We start from the raw sequence: 20,313 nt of genomic DNA on the forward strand, positions 1-20,313 counted from the left end.
TTTATTGAATATTTTAAGACTAATCTTTTATTTCTCCTCCCTCAGCAGCTAAATCAGCCAGTCGTCTTTTTTCTTCTCTTGCCGATATAATAATACTTACTTCGTAGAGAATGTACAACGGGAAAGCTACTAATAGCTGACTCGTAACATCGGGTGATGGTGTAATTACAGCTGCTACAATCAGAATAACAACCACCGCGTGTTTACGGTAGGTTCTCATAAACTCAGGGCCGATGACACCAATTTTAGTTAGTACAAATATAGCTATAGGCAACTGAAAGGCCACTCCACAAGCTAAAGTAAGGGTAGCTAATAAAGAAATATAAGAACCTATATCAAATTGATTTTCGATACTCTTACTAATCTGAAAATTAACTAAAAAGTTGATAGCCAATGGCGAAACAATAAAATAACCAAATAAAACCCCCGAAAAGAATAAGAAAGTAACATAGAAAACTGCACCTCTGGCTGATTTCATTTCAGTAGGTTTTAAACCCGGTTTCACAAAACGCCATATTTCCCAGAATACATACGGGAAAGCGAATACCAGACCGATGATTGCCGCAGATGTAAAGGCCATAATGAATTGCCCTGATACCTCACGGCTCATTAAACTGAATTGGAGTTTATCCACACAAAGTCCTTGTGCACCAACAGCTTGTCCTAACTTACACATCATGCGGTAAGTCCAGAAATCTATCTTAGACGGCCCTAAGATAACAGTCTCATAAATTTCTTCAATATAAACAAAAGCAAAAATCATGAAGAAAACGATAGCGGCAGCGGCACGGATTAAGTGCCATCTAAGCTCTTCAAGGTGGTCTAAAAACGACATCTCCTTGCCCGCTTCTTCTTCTTTCGGCTCGTCATCGTAGTCGTAATACGGAGTTTGATCTAATGGCATTTTTTCAATAATTTTCTTTCAAATATACGCAAGAAGTGCAAAATGGTTTTTACTTCTTGGCAGTACTATCTTTTTCAATAGTTATTTTTCCGCTTTTTTTATCTTCAGCATATTTTTTGTTCAGGCCTTCCAATACTTGTTTGGTAATGTCGAGGTCTTCTTTAGCAAATAACACGCCACCTCCTTTAGAGTAACCAATTACCATGTCATATTTATCACCTGTATTGAACTCCTTCAGGTAATCGTGAATTTTATTCAGAATATCCTCTGTTTTCTTCGCTTCTTCCTGCGCCAATTGTTGTGCATTTTTATCACGATATGCCATCAGGTTTTGTTCTTCCTGTTGTAATTGCATTTGAGTAGTTTGCGCTTGTTCCTGAGTCATATGGCCTTGCTGGGCTCTTTGTTGAAAAAACGCTACTTTGTTCTGGAACGTACGAGCCTTGTTCTGTAGGTCATTTTCTAACTGAAATCTTTTATTTTCAGAAGCCTTGCTGATGTCTTTATAATAGTCATATTTATTAAGCAAGGTGTCGGTATTTACATATACAATACGACCCGCTACTTGCTTACCACCTGCCGTTGTTGAAGTAGAAGATGATTTGTCACAACCCCACGCAATAAGAGAAACTAATAGAACGAAAACTGAAAGTTTTTTCATTTGAAAATTAATTAGCGTACACCTGATGTCTGTGTACTATGAAAAGTATTTGATAAAGTTTTTTGCAAATAAAGCCTGCAAAGATAGAAAAATCCCTCAGAAAAAGAGGGATCGTAAAGGCTTTTATTTGACTAATTGCTTGAACTGATAGCCTGCCAAAGCCGAGAAACCCCCTACTAAACCTCCGATAAGTGCCATAATGACAAAAAAAGAAATAGAATAGGGGATATTTTTCAAGAATTTCAGACTTTCTGAAAACAGATTACCAATGCGGGTAAGCATTAGTCCATCAGAAGAAATATTCAGATAAAGCGCATAGGCTATCCACAGGGTAGCAATAGCTCCTGCCCCTGCAAAGAAAGAACTTCCGGCAGATTTTGATTTCAGCATTCCCACCAAAAAAGCAATCGGGGCAATCACCCACCAGGGGAGGAATAATTGTGCAATAGCACTGACAACAAGAATAATTATAAAAGGCATTGGATAATTTCGTTTAAGATTTAATAATCTGATAGCGTCTTTTTATTCGGTTACTTATCTGACACGATTTTAGTGGTTGACACTATCCGGCTACTCTTTTCATCTTTTGTTTTCATAAAGAGGAGCTCGTTCAACTCACCTTTTGCCCATTTGTCAACCATATTATCATAATAAGGGCTTCCGGGATTACCCGATTGACCTCCAGGATATAATCCATAAGCTTTAGGCCATTCTTTGTCTAATTGTACTACCATACGCCACGAAGGCCCATGTGTTTCAGAAGTAGCGTTTACGATACCCGGACCACCACCATTCGGAATATCCTGTCTGCCAAAGCCAGGTAGTCGGCCTAAGTGATTAATATCGGTACTTTTAACTTTTGTCCATGCCCAGGCTTCGGCATTTAATGGGCCTAATTTGGCAGTCAGGGAATCAACAGTAGCTTTGAAACTTCCTCTCACAATATCTTCTACCGTTTCTACTTTATCTTTAGTATTAATATTATCAAACCATTTGGCAGTAGGCTGATTTTTTATCATGTCCCAGGTGCGGTCTCTGGTAGGGAGGCTCATCGGGTCTTTTTCACTTTGTGCAGAAAAATCATCTTCCCAAACCCATATTCTCAATTCTTTCACCCATCTTTCAAAAATAGTCGGCGCAACTTCGTAAGGGTCATTTTTCATATTCCATTTCACTAATGCCTGATACGCCGCATTGTCTTTATTGGTAGAATCAGCCGCTAATATTTTCATCAAATCTGGCAAGACCCTGCGTGCTTCCACGTTGAAATTATCGTTCTGTACTGAGCGTAAACTATCAACCGTTGCTTTTTGCATTGCTTCTAAACGCTCATTGATGCGGATACCTCTTTCAGCAGGGGCAAACTTCCAACCTAAATAATAAGGATAAGTAGGGTCGGTAGAAAATTGGTTAGCCGAACTTACAAACCCACGAGGAGGATTTTTAACTGTCGGATTTTGTTCGGCTGGTATCCAACCCTGCCAGTCATGTGCCGGATTAGAACCATCCAGAATAAACTTGCCTTGTTCTTTCCATTTCAAAGGCAACTTGCCGTTGGGTGTAATGGCAATATCATTATGATTATCGGCGAAAACAAAGTTTTGGGCAGGGGCTTTGTAGTAAGTAAGTGCCTTGCGATAATCATCATAGTTTTTCGCGCGATTCAGATAATAGAAACCCATTAAGTCTGAATTGTCAACCTCATGTCCTACCCATCTCATGGCATGGCCGATAGGTACATTTTTAGAAAAGTTACTTTCGCTGGCGCGGTTATATAATACAGGACCATGATGTGTATAATAAACCGTGTCTTTTACAGACTCTTTTCCTTTAATTTTAAATTCTTCAATAACCATGGTAGTTGGCTTCCAGGTGCCGTTGTACCAGTATTCTTTCTGAGATTTATCTTTGAATTTTATCTGATAGAAATCCATTACATCTGACCCTACGTTCGTTACACCCCAGGCAATATCTTTATTGAAACCAATGGTTACTCCGGGTGTACCGGGTAAGCAAGCACCATATACATTGAGGGTAGGGGTAGATAGTTGCATTTGATACCAGATTGAGGGTAAAGTAAGCCCTAAGTGGGGGTCATTCGCTAAAATTGGTAAGCCCGTCGCCGATTTACTACCACCAACTGCCCAGTTGTTACTACCAATTTCAGGAGCTGGCGCAGGGATATTAAAAGCCACTGCACCAACTTTATCGGCAGGTTTAGCAGCTATTTCGGCAGGGGTTGCCGGAACAGGTACTGGAGTAAAATCCCATTTTGTGCCAACAGGAATAATCGGAGATTCTACAATAGGATAATCAGGGAATAAGTCTTTTACAACATCAGGTCCATATTTAGCCAGAACATTACTCATTCTGAAATCTTCACTACCGCCATTTAATACCTGGCGCATATTCATCAACATCAGGATGGTTTTATAAGGTGACCATTCTTCAGGTTGATAGCCTATGATTTTATATTCTACCGGTAAGTTTTTATAGGATAATTGTTTGAGATAAGCATTTACTCCGGCTGCGTAGGCTGTCAGAACTTTAAAAGCAATATCATCTTTTTTGTAGGAAGCTGCGATTTTTTTTGCTGTTTCGGCCATACCCATTCGACGGTTGTAGCGATCGAGTTCAATGGCTCTTTCACCTACTACTTCTGATAATCGGCCTGATGCGGCTAAGGTATAAAACTCCATTTGCCATAGGCGGTCTTGCGCTACCAGATAACCCTGTGTAAAATAAAGGTCGTCTTCATTTTGGGCAAAAACGTGAGGTACACGATTATCATCGAAGATAACGCTTACTTCATCTTTGATACCTTCTAATTTGAGTTCATCAGGAGAAGATTTAGTGCCGCCATTTTGCCAGAAGCCCCCAAACGGGTCAAATAGTTTTCCAAGAGCAGGTAGTGCTCCCAAGGGGTTGTTTAATACGTAAGTTAAACCAGCAGCGATGAGTAAACTTACAAGAAACTTAATGAATTTCATAAATGACTTAGTGTTGAAAAGGCAGGATTTTGGTTAACTGTTAGTCAGAAACAGGCTGTTTGTTATCAGAAATAATTCTTTAAATAGAATACATTATTTGTATGCAAACATACTATTCATTCTGTTGCGAATGTAATGAAAAGAATTGAAGATTTTGTTATTCAGATGATTTTTAGGATTTTTTTAATATTGTGGTTTATGCACTGATGACGCGAAATAGAGTTAAACAAATGTCATTTACACAGATGCATTGCATCAATTGCAGTCAGTATTTTGCCACGCTATGAATAACTAAATCAGGAGTTTAAAAGATAAAAGCTTAGCTTCAGTAATTGTTTTTTAAACATACTCTAAGCAGATTGTTATTAACTAAATGTCTGCTAAAAAATCTTCGACTCTGTATTTTAAATTATTATCTGCGTTGTCAGACTGAAACCTATGCAAAATTTTATTTAAGTTATTAATTCGTTGAATTTTAGTTGGATAATAAGGACTATCTTTTGTCACAGATAAATTCAGTACATCCAGAATTTTATCATTTTGCAAATAGCATAATGAAGCAATATCAGCTAAATATTCTGATTTATGTCTTCTTTCTACAAAGTTGGTATAAAAGAAAAAAGATGCGACAGATAATGCAACAAAACTCCAGAAATCGATACCAATTAAAAAGGTTACTATTAACCCAATAATAGATATAACAAAAGATTTTCTTAAAGAGTAAACACTTGATAATAAAAATTTGGTATCACCTTGTATTACATGACCAAACTCATGGGCAATAATGGCCTGAAATTTATCTATGTCCTGGCTATGAAACGAAATCATTTGTCTGCTTAAAAAAAGGTCAATATGCTCTTCATTATTTATCACATGGGCTTCGAAATTGTTTTCTTGCAAATAGTACAAATTAACGGGCATATCTATGTTCATAGACTTAGCTATATAATCAATTGAAGTCCAAATAGATTGGAATGAATTCCGGTCTATTTTCTTATAGCTGGTATTTTTTAAATAATTTTCGAAGCGAAAGAATAAAAATGGATATATCTGTATAAAAGTTATTACTAAACCAAAAATAAAAGCAATTATCCCTTGATATAGTTTTTGATAGGCTTTGTCTATTTTCTCTAATTGCTTTTCATTATAATTTTTAATAGCGAACCAAGCCTCATCTGATGTTGGCTTATATTTTTTTAAAATCTCATACATTTCATCTTGATCAGGAACAGGAATCTCTTCTAATGGAAATGCAATAATTTCTTCAAGATTATCATAGTCGTTATAAAAAACTCTATTAAATTTTTCAAATTTTGTTAACTCTACATTTACTTCGTTCAAAGAATAAAACGCAAAAAGAAGATTAAGGATATTTATTATAACAAATGAAACGACGGTTGTTGATAAATTTCGTCTTTGCTTTTTTCCATGTTTTTGGGCTTGTTTTAAATACCATTCTTGTAGCCGAAGCCAATTAGCCTTTAAAGTATTAACGAATGCCTCCTCCTCGGCTTCGTTATTGGTATCATTAATTTCATTCTCATGGTTTTCCTTACTAAGCTTGTTATTATGCTTTTGGGTTAGTTTTAAATACCACCCTTGTAATCGGGGCCAATAAACACTTAGCAGATCAATAACTCTACTGAATTCTTCTCTTTCATTTGAATCAACATGGTCCTCTTTATTTCTGTCATATAAATTAGATAGGGTGTCGTTACTCTTTCTACTTACAAAATATAGAAGTAGTAAAAAGAGCAACAGTAGTACTAAAAAACCGTATGGTAAGCTAATCATCTGCTAGATTTAATAATTTATCTGAAATTATTCAGCAATAGTATATATATGATAACCCTTATAAATAAACTATCCTATATGGTTAGTTTGAAATCTATGTAAAGTGTTATATAAATTACTAAGGCGTTTCATTTTAGTCGGATAGAAAGGCGTATCTTTTATTATGGAAAGTTCTAAGACCTCTGCAATTGTCTTGTTTTGTAAATAGCATACAGAGGCAATATCAGCCAAATATTCTGCTTCGTGCCTTCTTTTCCTGAAAATGGAGTAATAAATAAAGGAAGTTATAGCTAATACAGCACTGGCACCATATTCCAACCCGATAATATATGCTATAATAAATCCAATATATGAAATGATAAAAGATTTTCTTAGGGACTGCACTCCGGATAGTAAAAATTTGGTATCTCCCTGTATTACATGGCCAAATTCATGTGCTAGAATTACTTTAAATTTCTGCAAATCCTGACTATAAAATGAAATCATTTTTCTACTTAAAAAAAGATTAATATTGTCCTTTTCCTTTAGGATATGCGCTTCAAAATTATTCTCTTGTAAGTAGAATAGTTGCACGTTCATATTTAAAGACATTGATTGAGATAAATCATCAATGAGTGACCAAAGCGATTGAAAAGAATTTCGATCTAACCTCTTGTAATTAACCTCTTTTAAATAATGGTTTAAACGAAAAAATATAAATGGATATATTTGTATGAAAGTTATGGTGAAAAAAAAAGCAAAAGTTATTAGCCCGATTAAAGTATCGTCTATTTTTTTGCGTTCTTCTGTGTGATCAGACCGCAAACCTCCTATATCATCGATTATTATGGAATTATCATATCGAACCATTCTATTTAATTGTTCTTTTTTTTCTTCAAGGTAGGAAAGTAGAAAAAGGATATTAGCGGTATTTAATACAATAAAGAAAAGTATGGCAATAGGTAAATTCAGTCTTTGTTTTCTTGCTTGTATTTTTGCTTGTCTGACGTACCATTTTTTAAGTTTTACCCAATCAATATCTAATTCATTTAAAGAATCAATTATTTTCTCCATATTTATACGAGAAATATTTTTAACCTCTATCTTATCGATAGAATATGAGTCTTTTCTAATTAAAATAAAGAGAATTAAAATAAATAGTAGTATTAACAAGAAACCAAATGACAAGCTACTCATCTGCTATTTTAAGTAATTTATCTGCATATTTATTTACGAGTGCGTCGGCTATTTTATCATCTATATTCTCATCTAAAATCAACCTGCTTTTCCATTGGGCTTTTAATTCTTTCAACCTGTCTTCTTTTTCTTTATTTAAATCACGACGGATAGTTAAATACAGTGTAAATGATGATATTAATATTGGGGCCACCTCAATAACTTGTTTAACAATTGCAGCCATCTCCTCTGAACCAAAGCCAAAATCTAAGTTGAGGGGTTTATTTGACCTACTATAATCCAGGGTATCTTCAAGTTCAAATAGTTTTGTTATCATTTCTTTCCCCTCAAGTTCAAAGATGCTCTGTTGGGTTTCGTCCATTTCACTATAAACGATTTCGGAGATGAATTGAGAGAACTTTTCTTGGTCTTGCATAACGATAGGATAGGTTTAACGTATAAATAGCAAAGTACTAAAAAATGAAATATGGTAGTAGTTTATACAGTTAAATTTATTGTCTGGTATCTTGTTTGGAAGATTACAGGATAAGGATAAACATTAGCAGTAAATTTTTACCTGATTTATTGGAGTAATATGTGTTGCATTTTCTTATAATTAAAAGGCTCAACCAGTATAATACCGATTGAGCCTGTCTAAAATCATAGTAGTTAAATCAGCCCTCCATCAACTTCTCCAAAACCACCTTCCAATTCTCATAAGCCTCCTGATAAGCCGTTACATCTGCCGACTTTGGCTCTATTACTTTCAGTTTTCTCAGTTTGCTCATGGCTTCTTTTGGCGTGCTATAATACGCTACTCCATATCCTGCACCTAATGCAGCGCCTTTAGCACCATCGGTATCATAGAGTTCAATCGGGGTATTACTTACATTCACTAAAGCATTGCTGAAAATATCGCTCAGAAACATATTGGCTTTTCCGGCACGGATTACCTTTGGCTCAACACCATTTGCCTGCATAATACCCAGACCATAATTCAAAGAAAAAGCAATACCCTCTTGTGCAGCCCGGAATATATGTGATTGTGAATGAATATTGAAATCAAGATTATGGAAAGAGGCACCTAAAATGCGGTTATTAAGCATACGCTCTGCACCATTACCGAAAGGCATTACTAAGAGACCATTGCTACCGATGGTTACCTGTTCGGCTTGTTTGTTCATATCTGGGTAAGTGAGATCTTTGCCGAAATTGTCTTTTGCCCAACGATTCAGTATTCCAGTACCATTGATACATAGGAGGATCCCTACCCGATTTGCTCCATCTATTTGGTGATTAACATGGGCAAATGAATTAATACGAGATTGCGGGTCATAAGAAATCTGGTCGCTTACGGCATATACTACACCTGATGTACCTGCGGTAGCAGCAATTTCGCCCGGATTCAATACATCTAAAGAAAGGGCATTGTTGGGCTGGTCACCTGCTTTATAAGTGACTGGCGTACCAGCTTTGATTTCTAAAATATCAGCAATTAAAGAGGTTACTTTTCCATGCTCACTAAACACAGGTCTGATTTCAGGAATGATACTTTCATCAAAACCATAATAGTTCAATAAATCTTTTGAAACGCTATTCTCCTGAAAATCCCAGAAAATACCTTCTGATAGACCTGAATTAGAAGTCGTGATTTCATCTGTCAGCATCATGGCGATATAATCACCAGGTAGCATGATTTTATGACATTGCTCAAAAATCTGTGGTTCATTGGCTTTTACCCAGGCTAATTTTGAAGCTGTAAAATTACCCGGAGAGTTCAGCAAATGATTCAGACATAATTCTTCACCCATTTCACTGAAAGCCTTTTCACCAATTTGCACGGCTCTGCTATCGCACCAGATAATAGATGGGCGTAATACCTTTTTATTTTTATCTACCATTACCAGACCATGCATCTGGTAGGCAATACCAATGGCACCAATTTCTTTGGAGTCGAATTTGGTGTCATCCTGTTTGCCCAAAGCATTTACACGCTTAATGGCTTCAATGGTATTATTCCACCACATTTCGGGGCTTTGTTCTGCCCAGCCTGCAAAAGGCGAGGAGATAGGTGCTTCTACATCAGGGTATTGTGCAGAGGCAATCACTTGTTGTGTATCAGCATCTACCACAGATGCCTTAATAGAAGAGGTACCAATATCAATTCCGAGCAGTAACATATATTAGGTTGAAATTTTAATTGTCAAAGTTACACTTTTAGTAGAGGAAAACAAAATCAATACAAAGAATGGACTTGTTTCAGAAACGCTGTGTTAAAACAGAATTTTATCAAAACTACCTCTTTTCGGTTATTTACTCAAATTAACCTACCTTTGCAGACTTATTACTATTGAATCGTGCAAAATAATTATTATTTCCTACGGCAACTCACCAGGCAAATAGAGACCAAAATTACCGGACTGAAACTCATGGAATGCTTCAGTCAGGAAAAAGATGAATTGGTTTTTGGTTTTGCTGCTGCCCGAGGGAAAAAGAAAAACTATAAAGAATTCTTCCTTAAAGCCGTTGTCTTCCCCGATTTCTCCTGTTTATATTTTACCGACCAGTTTGAAAGAGCCAGAAAAAACAGTGTTGGTTTATTTAATCAACTGATGGACTTGGAGGTTTTGAGTGTGCAGCAATTTCTGAACGAACGATGTTTTGCCATTAATTTCGAGCAGGGTTTTTCAGTAGTATTTAAACTATATGGTAATCGCTCGAATATTATTCTTTTTCAGAATGATGAAGTAATTGACCTTTTCCATAGTAAAATTGTAGCTGATAAAAATCTCCGTATAAGCACTTTAGATCGTCCCATTGACCAATCTTACGAAGCTTTTGTTGCGAATAATCAGGACTATCGTAAACTATTCCCGACTTTTGGAAAAGTAGTAAATGCTTATCTGGAAGAGGAACCCGTTACGTGGGAAAAATTACAGGAGGTACTTCATAAATTAGAAAATCCCAGATACTATATTATTCGCTGGGAACATCAATTGCATTTATCACTCCTTCCGATAGGAGAAGTTTTACAAGAATTTAAGCATCCTATCGAAGCCATAAATGCTTTCTATGTTCTTTATAATAAAGTCAGTACGCTTGATAAGGAAAAGGCAGAGATTCTCAGGAAACTAACAAAGGAAAAGAAGCAAACAGACCTCTATCTGAAAGATGCCTACCAACGGTTAGAGAATGTAGATTCTACTATTAAAAATGAAGAGATAGGGCATATTCTGATGGCAAATCTTCATCAGATACCTGAGCGAGCTGAAAAAGTAGAACTATTTGATTTTTATCGGGAGAAGGATATTACAATCAAACTGAAACCCGAACTTTCGCCTCAGAAAAATGCAGAGAATTTCTATCGCAAAGCCAAGAATGAAAAGATAGAAATTGAGAAAATTATGGAAAATATTGAAAGCCGTGAACAACTGCTACGCAATCTGAATCTGCATATAGAAAAAATAGAACAAGCCGAGCACCTGAAAGCCCTTCGCAATTATCTGAAAACCAACAAGCTTGTTCGCAGTTCTTCTCAGTCCATCAGTTATAAAGATTTATTCAAAAGATTTGAAGTAGATGGGTTTGAAATTCTGGTTGGCCGGAATGCAAAAAACAATGACCTGCTTACCCAACAATATGCCTATAAAGAAGACTTATGGCTGCATGCCCGTGATGCTCAAGGCTCACACGTAGTAGTAAAATATAAGGCTGGGAAAAAAATACCAAATACTGTAAAGGAGTCGGCAGCTTCTCTGGCCGCCTATTATTCTAAACGAAGAAATGAAACCCTTGCCCCTGTAATATTGACCCAGAAGAAATTTGTCAGAAAAACAAAGGATTTAGCAGAAGGGCAGGTAATTGTGGAGAAGGAGGAAGTGGTGATGGTAGAACCCAAAATGCCTAACTAATGACTTTCCGAAATCGCTTGCAATATCTATTAGTGTGGAAGCTACGGGTATCGAATCGGAGGGCTTTAGAAATTATATTGTCGGGTGAGGTTCTGGTAAATGGTTTGGTTGTCTATACTAATGTAGAACTAAGCCAGACTGATGAAGTGGTTTATCATGATGGAATATTAAAAGAGGGAAAGAAACTCATCTACATTGCTTTCTATAAACCAAGAGGCATAGAAACTACCTTGAATACTGCTATTGCTGATAATCTGAAAGAAATTCTCCCATTTGAAGAAGAATTATTTCCAGTAGGAAGGTTAGACAAAGAATCAGAAGGTTTACTATTTCTGACTAATGATGGAACACTCTATGACAAAATGCTACGCAATGAAAATAAGACTGAAAAGGAATATATCGTAACACTTGATAAACCTATTGACGAAAATTTTCTGGAATCTATGGCCAATGGCATTAAAATTATGGGAAAAATGACTTTGCCTTGCCGGATAGAACAGATAGATGATTTCACTTTCAGAATCATTCTGATTCAAGGTTTAAACCGTCAAATCAGGCGGATGTGTTATAAATTGCATTATGAGGTGTTACAACTGATACGAGTCAGAATGGGTACAATTGAGTTGGGGGATTTAGTAGCAGGAGAGTATAGAATTTTGCAAATATAGTGACTCATCATCTGTTCGTTCTTGTGGGCGAGGCTGTCAATTAGGGGTAGAATATACAAAAAAAGACCACCCAATGGGTGGCCTTTTTGAATCCAAACTTATATCCTAATGTATCTATTTTACTCGTCTTTGTCTACAACGCCGTCCTGATCACCTGGTTTGGTGTCCATTAGTGCATCTGCATTGGTTGCCACTACACCCTTGATCTTATCTTCTAATTCAGAGAGCAATTCTGGATTATCTTTCAACATATCTCTTACCCCATCACGTCCTTGTCCTAATTTGCTTCCATTATAAGAGAACCAGGAGCCTGATTTTTTTACAATTTCAAGATCAACTGCCAGGTCAAGTACTTCACCTGCTTTTGATACCCCTTGCCCGTAGAGAATATCAAATTCTACTACTTTAAACGGAGGAGCTACTTTATTTTTCACCACCTTCACACGAGTACGGTTACCCAATACCTCATCGCCATCTTTAATAGCCCCAATACGGCGGATATCAATTCTGACCGAAGCGTAGAATTTTAGAGCATTACCACCTGTTGTAGTTTCAGGATTGCCAAACATCACACCAATTTTATCACGTAACTGGTTGATGAAAATACAGCAACAACCTGTTTTGTTAATTGTACCTGTTAATTTACGCATGGCTTGAGACATCATACGGGCCTGAAGACCCATTTTACTGTCCCCCATATCACCTTCCAATTCGGCTTTAGGTACAAGGGCAGCCACTGAGTCAATCACGCATATATCTACTGCGCCTGAGCTGATCAGATGTTCGGCAATTTCAAGAGCCTGCTCCCCATAATCAGGCTGAGAAATAAGTAGGTTTTTGGTTTCGATACCTAATTTCTGGGCATATACACGGTCAAAGGCATGCTCAGCATCAATGAACGCGGCTATCCCACCACCTTTTTGTGCTTCTGCAATGGCTTGCATAGCCAGGGTAGTTTTACCAGAAGATTCAGGTCCATATATTTCAATGATACGTCCTTTCGGAAAACCACCTACGCCTAACGCGAGGTCAAGCCCAAGTGAACCAGTAGAAATAGAAGGAATTTCTAAAACTTTTGTATCGCTCAATCTCATTACTGTACCTTTACCAAAAGTTTTATCTAATTTCTCCATAGTAGTCTGGAGAATCTTCAATTTGTCGCTGGTATTGTCTTTTTCTGCTGCCATTTTTTATATTTATTGGATTGTTTTGTTTACTGTGTATTAGATTAAATAATTATTTAATTGGTGTATTAAGTGAAGTCGAAATAAAATTTTCTTTAATTAATCGCTGAAAATTTACTAATAGATTCGATACAACTAATACATTTTCTATTTTTTTCTCTGTTTCCTGCTGACTTGCCATTTTCAATAAGTCGAAGCAATCTAAACGTTTTTTCTTGGTTTCAGTTGTGTTCAGAGTATCTTTAACACTTTTCCCCTTGTATTTTGTTTTAATTACAGCCATTTTTTTAGAATTATTTTTCGAGTAGTCCTTTCAAATTAGTTAGTCCTGTTGAAAAATCCTTTCCGATTGCTTCGTTCATATCCATAAAAGCTAACATCAGGTTGGTCGGATAATTCATTTTTCCTACGAAACCCCATTTTACTTTAGTATGGGTTGAGTCCACGCTTTCCGTTGTCATATAGGCATCGCTTGTTGATTCAAAAGGTTCAATAAAATGTAACTTGTAATCAACTCTTTCGCCCTCAACAAGATTCTTTATCTCCTGCTCACCTTTTCCTACGTTACTATCCTCACTATCCCAGGCTGATACAAAACCTACTGTGCCGTCTGTGCCCTTAAATTCTTTTTTCATGTTAGGGTCCATTTTTGCCCATACACTGAAATTATTCTGGTTCCTGAGCATTTTAATGTAATCAAATACAACTGCTTTTGGTTGATTAATTACCACTTCTTTTTCAACTGCATAATCTTTCTTAATAAATAGTGCTGCTATTAAGCAAAGAGCTACAATACCGATAATTACAAATAGGATAGTTTTTAGAATTTTCATTTTTTTTTAAAATTTAAGGTTAATATTTATTTAATTGATAATAGCTGCTTTAATAATCCGCCCTTCATCAAATACCTCAACCTGTTTATTCTAACACTTTTCCTTCCCTTATAATAATTTTACAATGAGCCAAAGCATCTATAATTCGTTTTTTTTCTTTACTTTCCTGCTCAAAAGAAAAAAGCTTGTTTTGAGTAATGGGAAGTGTTTAGGGTTTTATAAAAAAAATACAATTGATGTTTTGGTTTTTTTGTGCTTTGGCTTCGCTCTGACACTAACAGTTTTTTCTAAGTGTTTTATTAGTGCTCAACCTTTAAGACAATACAAAGATATATAAAATTAGAATATTATGCGCAAAAAATATGATGAACGGATTTTTTTAATGATGAATGGATTTTATAATTGGAAATTTTTTTGTATGGCAATTTTAATGGGAATTTTCTCAAAAACACACGCGCAAACCAATACAGGTGCTCTGGAAAATACCTATTTTTATAATAAATCAAAACTTGGAAAAATTCAATTTAAGTTTTCGTCTTTAGGATATATCAGAAATAACGAATATTTTAATAATATTGCCGATGGATATACCCTTATCGGGTATTATCTGAACCCTAAGGTGAATTATCAACCCCATGAAAAAGTGTCTGTCGAATTAGGCGCTTTTGCCCGAAAAGAGTTCGGTACTAATGGTTTTAAAGAGATTCAACCTACTTTTACTATCCAGATAAAGCAGAAAGACTGGCGATTCTTATTCGGGAATATAGAAGGGAATATCAACCATAGAATGATTGAACCAATGATGAGTTTTGAGCGATTAGTGAGTGCTCCTTTAGAACATGGTGCACAGATAAAATATCAAAAAACTACAACCCTCAAAAATAGCAGTATCACTGACGAGACCTTCTTTGATATCTGGCTTGACTGGCAAAGAAGCACCAGCCCCGGGCAGACACATCAGGAGAATATATGGAATGGACTCTCATTTTATAGCCCTGCCTTAATGGTAAAAGGTTTTAAAGTAAAGGGATTAGTACAGGCAAGTGTGTACCATGCGGGTGGACAAAACGTTCAGTCTGTGTTGCCTGTAGTAACACGGGTAAATACTGCTTTAGGGATACGGGTACAAAAAGATTTCCTGACTAATCAGAGCCTTGTAGCAGATAATTACTATGTTGGTTATTATGAATCCCCATATAAAGGAACAGCCTATTACTTAAATGGCTATTGGCAACACCCTAAGTTTCAGATAGGTGTAAGTTATTGGTTCGGGCATTTCTTTTATGCACCTATGGGTAATGATTTATTTCAATCGTATTCACGTAAATTCAATAGCAATGGTTACTACGAACCTTACAGAAGTCTTTTAATTTTAAGATTAGTAAAAGACTGGAAAGTAATAGAAGGGCTAAATCTTTCATTAAGGGTAGAACCTCATTATGATGTACAAAACGGTAAATTTGAACACTCAGAAGGGCTTTATTTGAAATATCAGTTGCATTGAAATATTATTGTTGGCGTTTAATAAAGGCCGGAATATCTATAAAAGTAGAGACAAGGCAATGCGCCGCTTCTACCAATTGTCATAAGAACAAGTACTCCTTCGATTGAAAAACCTTTACAAAATAATTAAAACGGAGACAAAATATCAACCTGCAAATTTTCGACATAATCGTTATATTAGGCATGGCACAAGGGTTTATTTGTGCTATGTTACTATTGTTACACAAACCTGCCAGAACTAATAAAATCCTGTTAGCCTTTATTCTGCTAACCTTTATAGTTTTAAGTTTTAAGATATTGATTCACACATTAGAGCTCTGGCAGAAACCCCAGTGGCGTTATCTTCCTTTAGCTTTCGATTTATTGATTCAACCGCTTTTCTATTTGTACACTCTATCTCTTACCCAAAAGAACTATCAGTTAAAAGGAAATACCTCTCTTCATTTTTTGCCAATGGTTGTATTTATGTGCCATGCTATCTGGGTATATATAGTAGCCCTGCAAACAAATGATATTACTATAAAAGACCAATTAGCCGAAGGGCTATATTATAATCTCATTAAAGAATTTGAAGATGTTTTATCGGTAGTCTCAGGTATTGTTTATTGGGTGTTAAGTTTCAGGCAAATACAGGCGTACAAGCAATGGCTGAACACAAATATATCTAATGCTTCTTATCCCGCCTACAACTGGTTGCGCAATGTATTGATCGCTATGGGAATTTTAGTGGCTATTCTGATGATTAATATTCCCCTGGAAATCTTTTACAATTTGGGTTCAAAGCATTTTATCCAGTGGCAGTTTTTCTATTTTTATCTGGCTGTCCTGGTTTATTATTTAGGATTTGTGGGTTATCAGCAAAAAGATTTTGAAGTGGCTTTTCAGGCTGAAAAACGTTCAACGGTTTCTTTGAGCACAAAACAAATTTTGACTGTTAAAGAGCAATTATTTAAGGCAATCAATCAGGAGAAAGTATATCTGGATGCTGAACTGAATCTAAGTGCTTTAGCAAAGCAAATTGGGGTCAGTGAGGGAGTGCTTTCGGCAGTAATTAACGAAGAGTTCCAGCAGAATTTCAGAAACTTTATTAATGAAAAAAGGGTAGAGGAGGTAAAACACCGCCTGCTTACTCAAGATTACAAGCATCTTTCTATCCTGGGAATAGCCTTAGAGTCTGGTTTTAATTCTGAAGCAAGCTTTTATCGGGTTTTTAAAACTATTACAGGACAATCTCCTAAAGATTTTCTTCACAAAAATAACTCTCAAAAGCCTTTTTGAGAGGATTCATCGCATACAGGCAGCTTTTCTTTGCTGAAAAAACAAAAGATAATCATGAAAAAGCAAACAAAAGTTATGATCCTTATCGCCTTATTGGCAAGTGCTGCGGCTATTGTATCATGCTCGCCTAAATTCTGGAATAGCGCCAATAAAACCTATCAGCCACTGCCGGCTATTACCCATCCTGAAAATCCTGAAAAAATCTATCAAGCCTATCAGTTTCTGAAAGACAAAACAGAGTATGATGCTTTTATTGCTGTAAAAAATGATAGTTTGCTGGCTTCGTGGGGTGATATTCATTTGCCTATCATGACCCATTCGGCGCGTAAGAGTATCATGAGTGTCTTATACGGAATAGCTATCGATAAAGGGTTAATTCAACTGAATCAAACGTTGGCAGAATTAAAGATTGATGATATTAAAGCTCCTTTGACAGCTATTGAAAAGACTTGTACAGTAAGAGATTTATTGATGTCCCGTTCCGGCATTTATATTGAAGCAGCAGGAGAAACCAAAGAAATGAAAGCCGCTCGCCCGCAGCGAGGTATGCACAAGCCGGGAGAGTTTTTTTACTATAACAACTGGGGTTTTAATGTCTTAGGAACCATTTTTGAGCAGCAAACTCACTTAAGCATTGGTGAAGCAATTGAAGAATGGCTGGCTAAGCCTTTGGGTATGAAGAAATTCAAGGCAGATTATGTGATTTATAGGCAACCGGATTATTCAGAACATAAACAATATATCATTTTTATGACAGCGGAAGATCTGGCTCGTATCGGTATATTAATGTTAAATGATGGCAAATGGAAAGGTAAAACCATTGTTTCGGCTAAATGGGTAGCAGATAGTACTTATCCATACTCAGAAGATAGGAATAATGAACCTTTTGACCACTATGCTTACTTATGGCTCAATGATACAGACGAAGGAACTTTCTGGGCATCAGGCTGGGGTGGACAATTTATGATTGTTGATCGCAAAAACAGATTGGTAGTAGTTTCAAGAAACGATACAGGGCGAGCACTCCTGCAACAAGGATTATTTATGTGGAGAGGAAAGCAAGCTTCAAGGCAACACCACCAGGATTTACATCATCTGATGATTGAGGCGTGTTTGTAAAAAGAAAATGTTCATCAGAATTGTTCTGATGAACATTTTCAATTAAGTACTTAATTCCCTATTTCTTGAATATCGGTGCAATCGGGGTGCCTATACAACCGCTGGGCTCCTGTATTTTAAGCAAGGCAGCTAAAGTAGCTGCAATATCGGCAATATACGTTTGTTGAGTTGTTTCACCTGCCGGAATATTCCAGCCATACCACAATAGCGGTACGTGGCGGTCATATTGCCACATGGTGCCATGAGTTGTACCTTTCTTGCTTCCGCTATGAAACCAGCCCGGCTCTAATAAGACCATAAAATCACCGCTACGTTTTGGGTTATACACATTTTCAATGAGTGTTTTATAGAATGGTGGAATTACCGTATTAGCCATATCATGGAAATTAACTACCTGATACACCGGAGAACCCATGGAAAGAAGTTCATCTTGTACCAGTTTAAATACTTCGTTCATTTCCACCTTGTTTTTCTTCATCAATTCGCGGTTCATGGTAATCTGATAATTATCAGTAGATAATATCCATTTACCTGCACCATATTTCTCTACCATCTGGCCGTTCAGGTAATTTACTTCTTTTGCACCCATCCAGACACCGCCAGGCAATTTGTTTTTGTTTAAAAAAGCAGGTATATCAGCAGCAGCGTGGTCGGCTGTTAAGAAAACGGTGTAAGTGCCTTTGCCTAAAGTAGCATCCAAATGATTCAGAATTTCTTCAATATCACGGTCAAGACGTAAATAAGTATCCTCTACTTCGATAGAACGTGTTCCGGTAGCATGACCAACATAGTCTGGAGATGAGAAACTTACACATAAGAAATCAGTAAAAGCTCCTTGCCCCATTTTTTCATTTTTTAAGGCTGCCAAAGCAATTTCTTTGGTCATATTATTGCCAAACGGCGAAGTAAGAATGGCTGAATTACTTGTAATTGAATGCGGAAATACAGGTAGTTTTTCGCCGGGCATTACGTTTTCATATTCCTGATTATCTTCATCGCTTTCAGTATATTGAGCAATAGGCAGGAGGGTTTCCCATTTTTGAGTTTTATAATAGTCAGGCAATTTTTTGGCATTGAAATCTTTAACCCATTGGGGTAATTCCTGCATATAATAAGTACTTGTAATCCAGTTTCCTGATTTTCCATCGAACCAATATGCAGCATTGGCTGAATGCCCGGCTGGTAGAATACCTCCACGGTCTTTAGCGGCTATACCAATTACCTTAGACTTGAAATGAGTAGCTAACCTTAATTGGTCGGTAATAGTTGTGGTTTTCATGTTTACAGGGGAGCGTTTTCCCTCGGTGCCTGCTATGTCGGTTCCTACGGCCGTTACGGTTGTATCTTCAGCTACATAGACCGTTCTACCTAAAAAACGGTCAAACCAATCATTACCTATGATACCATTCACCGCCGGAACAGAACCTGTATAAACAGCCGCATGGCCGGGGCCTGTAATTGTGCTGGCATAATGATAATGGTTATTGCGGCAGTTAAAACCCTGATTCATCAATCTCTTAAAGCCACCCGCACTGTATTTATCATAGTAGCGCGTTAGATAATCATAACGCATCTGGTCGACCATAATACCTAAAACCAGTTTAGGTTTTGCAGGTGCAGAAGCCTTTTGCGTTTTTTGTGCAAAAATCGGGAGGCTCAATAAGAGTAGAAGATAGGTAAGACGTTTCATTGTGAATAATTTTTGTTTATAAAAGAGTATTGGTGTTACAAAGAAAAACAGGATTCAAAATTAGGAATCTTCTTCAAGCAAAATCAAACAATCCATGCTAATTTTGTGTTAAGAAGACAAGTTAGACGATTTCATAGATTTAAACCTTATATCTAAGCACTAAAATGTTTTTATTAAAAGCCCTGATTGTAATAGGTACCTTCTGTTTTATGGAATTTATGGCATGGTTTGCCCATAAATATATTATGCATGGTTTTGGCTGGAACTGGCATAAAGACCACCATCAACACCACAAAGGTTTCTTTGAGAGAAATGATTATTATGCTGTAGTATTTAGTATCATAGCGGCTTCAAGTATTATTTATGGGAATATTAATTCTGATTTCTGGTTTCTGACCTGGATTGGCACCGGAGTTACCTGCTATGGTGTAGCTTATTTTATTTTTCATGATATTATTGTGCACCGCAGAGTAAAAATAAAGTTTGTGGCTAAAAACAAATACCTGAAACGAATCATGAATGCGCACTATGTGCATCATCGGGTACATACCAAAGATGGGGCAGAGGCGTTTGGTTTTTTGTATGCACCTCAGAAATACGACCCCAAGAAAAGAGAGTAATTG

General features: G+C 36.6%; 18 protein-coding genes. 6 read left to right on the forward strand and 12 right to left on the reverse strand.

All coding sequences use genetic code 11. From position 1 onward, the window contains the following. Positions 1-19 precede the first annotated feature (19 nt). The 8 genes from tatC to H1R81_RS11000 all read right to left on the reverse strand — a co-directional run bounded on the left by tatC (position 20) and on the right by H1R81_RS11000 (position 9,684). Positions 20-904, reverse strand: a complete 885-nt coding sequence (gene tatC / locus H1R81_RS10965; protein WP_181840749.1) for a twin-arginine translocase subunit TatC — start codon at positions 902-904, stop codon at positions 20-22. A 49-nt stretch (positions 905-953) separates the two neighbouring features. Continuing rightward, positions 954-1,565: an OmpH family outer membrane protein gene (locus H1R81_RS10970; RefSeq protein ID WP_181840750.1), complete on the reverse strand. Its 612-nt coding sequence runs from the start codon at positions 1,563-1,565 to the stop codon at positions 954-956. A 123-nt stretch (positions 1,566-1,688) separates the two neighbouring features. Beyond that, complete coding sequence (locus tag H1R81_RS10975) at positions 1,689-2,045, reverse strand: hypothetical protein (RefSeq protein WP_181840751.1); 357 nt, start codon at positions 2,043-2,045, stop codon at positions 1,689-1,691. 50 nt (positions 2,046-2,095) lie between these two features. Next, on the reverse strand, positions 2,096-4,555 hold the full coding sequence (locus H1R81_RS10980; RefSeq protein ID WP_181840752.1) for a penicillin acylase family protein: 2,460 nt from the start codon (positions 4,553-4,555) through the stop codon (positions 2,096-2,098). 369 nt (positions 4,556-4,924) lie between these two features. Then, positions 4,925-6,349 carry a M48 family metalloprotease gene (locus H1R81_RS10985; protein WP_181840753.1) on the reverse strand — a complete coding sequence of 475 codons (1,425 nt, stop codon included), beginning with the start codon at positions 6,347-6,349 and terminating at the stop codon, positions 4,925-4,927. Positions 6,350-6,418: 69 nt separating this feature from the next. After that, positions 6,419-7,402, reverse strand: a complete 984-nt coding sequence (locus H1R81_RS10990; protein WP_181840754.1) for a M48 family metalloprotease — start codon at positions 7,400-7,402, stop codon at positions 6,419-6,421. Between the two features lie 115 nt (positions 7,403-7,517). Beyond that, positions 7,518-7,940 (reverse strand): hypothetical protein, encoded by a 423-nt coding sequence (locus H1R81_RS10995; RefSeq protein WP_181840755.1) that lies wholly within the window; start codon positions 7,938-7,940, stop codon positions 7,518-7,520. A gap of 238 nt (positions 7,941-8,178) precedes the next feature. After that, complete coding sequence (locus H1R81_RS11000; RefSeq protein ID WP_181840756.1) at positions 8,179-9,684, reverse strand: xylulokinase; 1,506 nt, start codon at positions 9,682-9,684, stop codon at positions 8,179-8,181. Positions 9,685-9,861: 177 nt separating this feature from the next. On the opposite strand from H1R81_RS11000, the gene H1R81_RS11005 reads away from it, so the two are divergent. Continuing rightward, complete coding sequence (locus H1R81_RS11005; RefSeq protein WP_181840757.1) at positions 9,862-11,415, forward strand: NFACT RNA binding domain-containing protein; 1,554 nt, start codon at positions 9,862-9,864, stop codon at positions 11,413-11,415. Further along, a complete protein-coding gene (locus H1R81_RS11010) occupies positions 11,415-12,083 on the forward strand; it encodes a pseudouridine synthase (RefSeq protein WP_181840758.1) in 669 nt (222 codons plus the stop codon). The genes H1R81_RS11005 and H1R81_RS11010 overlap by 1 nt, the downstream gene beginning before the upstream one ends. Before the next feature lie 119 nt (positions 12,084-12,202). On the opposite strand, the gene recA is transcribed toward H1R81_RS11010, so the two are convergent. From recA to H1R81_RS11025, 3 genes are read right to left on the reverse strand one after another with little or no spacing between them, the layout of a single operon-like run. Then, positions 12,203-13,270, reverse strand: coding sequence for a recombinase RecA (recA, locus tag H1R81_RS11015; protein ID WP_181840759.1), 1,068 nt, complete (start codon positions 13,268-13,270; stop codon positions 12,203-12,205). A gap of 49 nt (positions 13,271-13,319) precedes the next feature. Beyond that, on the reverse strand, positions 13,320-13,550 hold the full coding sequence (locus H1R81_RS11020) for a hypothetical protein (RefSeq protein WP_181840760.1): 231 nt from the start codon (positions 13,548-13,550) through the stop codon (positions 13,320-13,322). 10 nt (positions 13,551-13,560) lie between these two features. Continuing rightward, the gene (locus H1R81_RS11025; protein WP_181840761.1) at positions 13,561-14,100 is read right to left on the reverse strand and encodes an SRPBCC family protein; all 540 of its coding nucleotides are present in this window, start codon (positions 14,098-14,100) and stop codon (positions 13,561-13,563) included. A gap of 418 nt (positions 14,101-14,518) precedes the next feature. Here H1R81_RS11025 and H1R81_RS11030 point away from each other — a divergent pair, with 418 nt between their 5' ends. From H1R81_RS11030 to H1R81_RS11040, 3 genes are all read left to right on the forward strand, one after another. Then, on the forward strand, positions 14,519-15,604 hold the full coding sequence (locus tag H1R81_RS11030) for a hypothetical protein (protein ID WP_181840762.1): 1,086 nt from the start codon (positions 14,519-14,521) through the stop codon (positions 15,602-15,604). Positions 15,605-15,786: 182 nt separating this feature from the next. After that, positions 15,787-16,881, forward strand: a complete 1,095-nt coding sequence (locus tag H1R81_RS11035) for an AraC family transcriptional regulator (protein ID WP_181840763.1) — start codon at positions 15,787-15,789, stop codon at positions 16,879-16,881. A gap of 54 nt (positions 16,882-16,935) precedes the next feature. After that, the gene (locus tag H1R81_RS11040) at positions 16,936-18,000 is read left to right on the forward strand and encodes a serine hydrolase (protein WP_181840764.1); all 1,065 of its coding nucleotides are present in this window, start codon (positions 16,936-16,938) and stop codon (positions 17,998-18,000) included. A 58-nt stretch (positions 18,001-18,058) separates the two neighbouring features. Here H1R81_RS11040 and pafA read toward each other — a convergent pair whose 3' ends face one another. Beyond that, positions 18,059-19,690, reverse strand: a complete 1,632-nt coding sequence (gene pafA, locus H1R81_RS11045; protein ID WP_181840765.1) for an alkaline phosphatase PafA — start codon at positions 19,688-19,690, stop codon at positions 18,059-18,061. 164 nt (positions 19,691-19,854) lie between these two features. Between pafA and H1R81_RS11050 the strand changes: the two genes are divergently transcribed. Beyond that, positions 19,855-20,310 (forward strand): beta-carotene hydroxylase, encoded by a 456-nt coding sequence (locus H1R81_RS11050; RefSeq protein WP_229251095.1) that lies wholly within the window; start codon positions 19,855-19,857, stop codon positions 20,308-20,310. The last annotated feature ends 3 nt before the right edge of the window (positions 20,311-20,313 follow it).

Origin of the sequence: Emticicia sp. BO119 (assembly GCF_013912375.1) — a bacterium.
In the GTDB taxonomy this organism is placed as follows: domain Bacteria; phylum Bacteroidota; class Bacteroidia; order Cytophagales; family Spirosomataceae; genus Emticicia.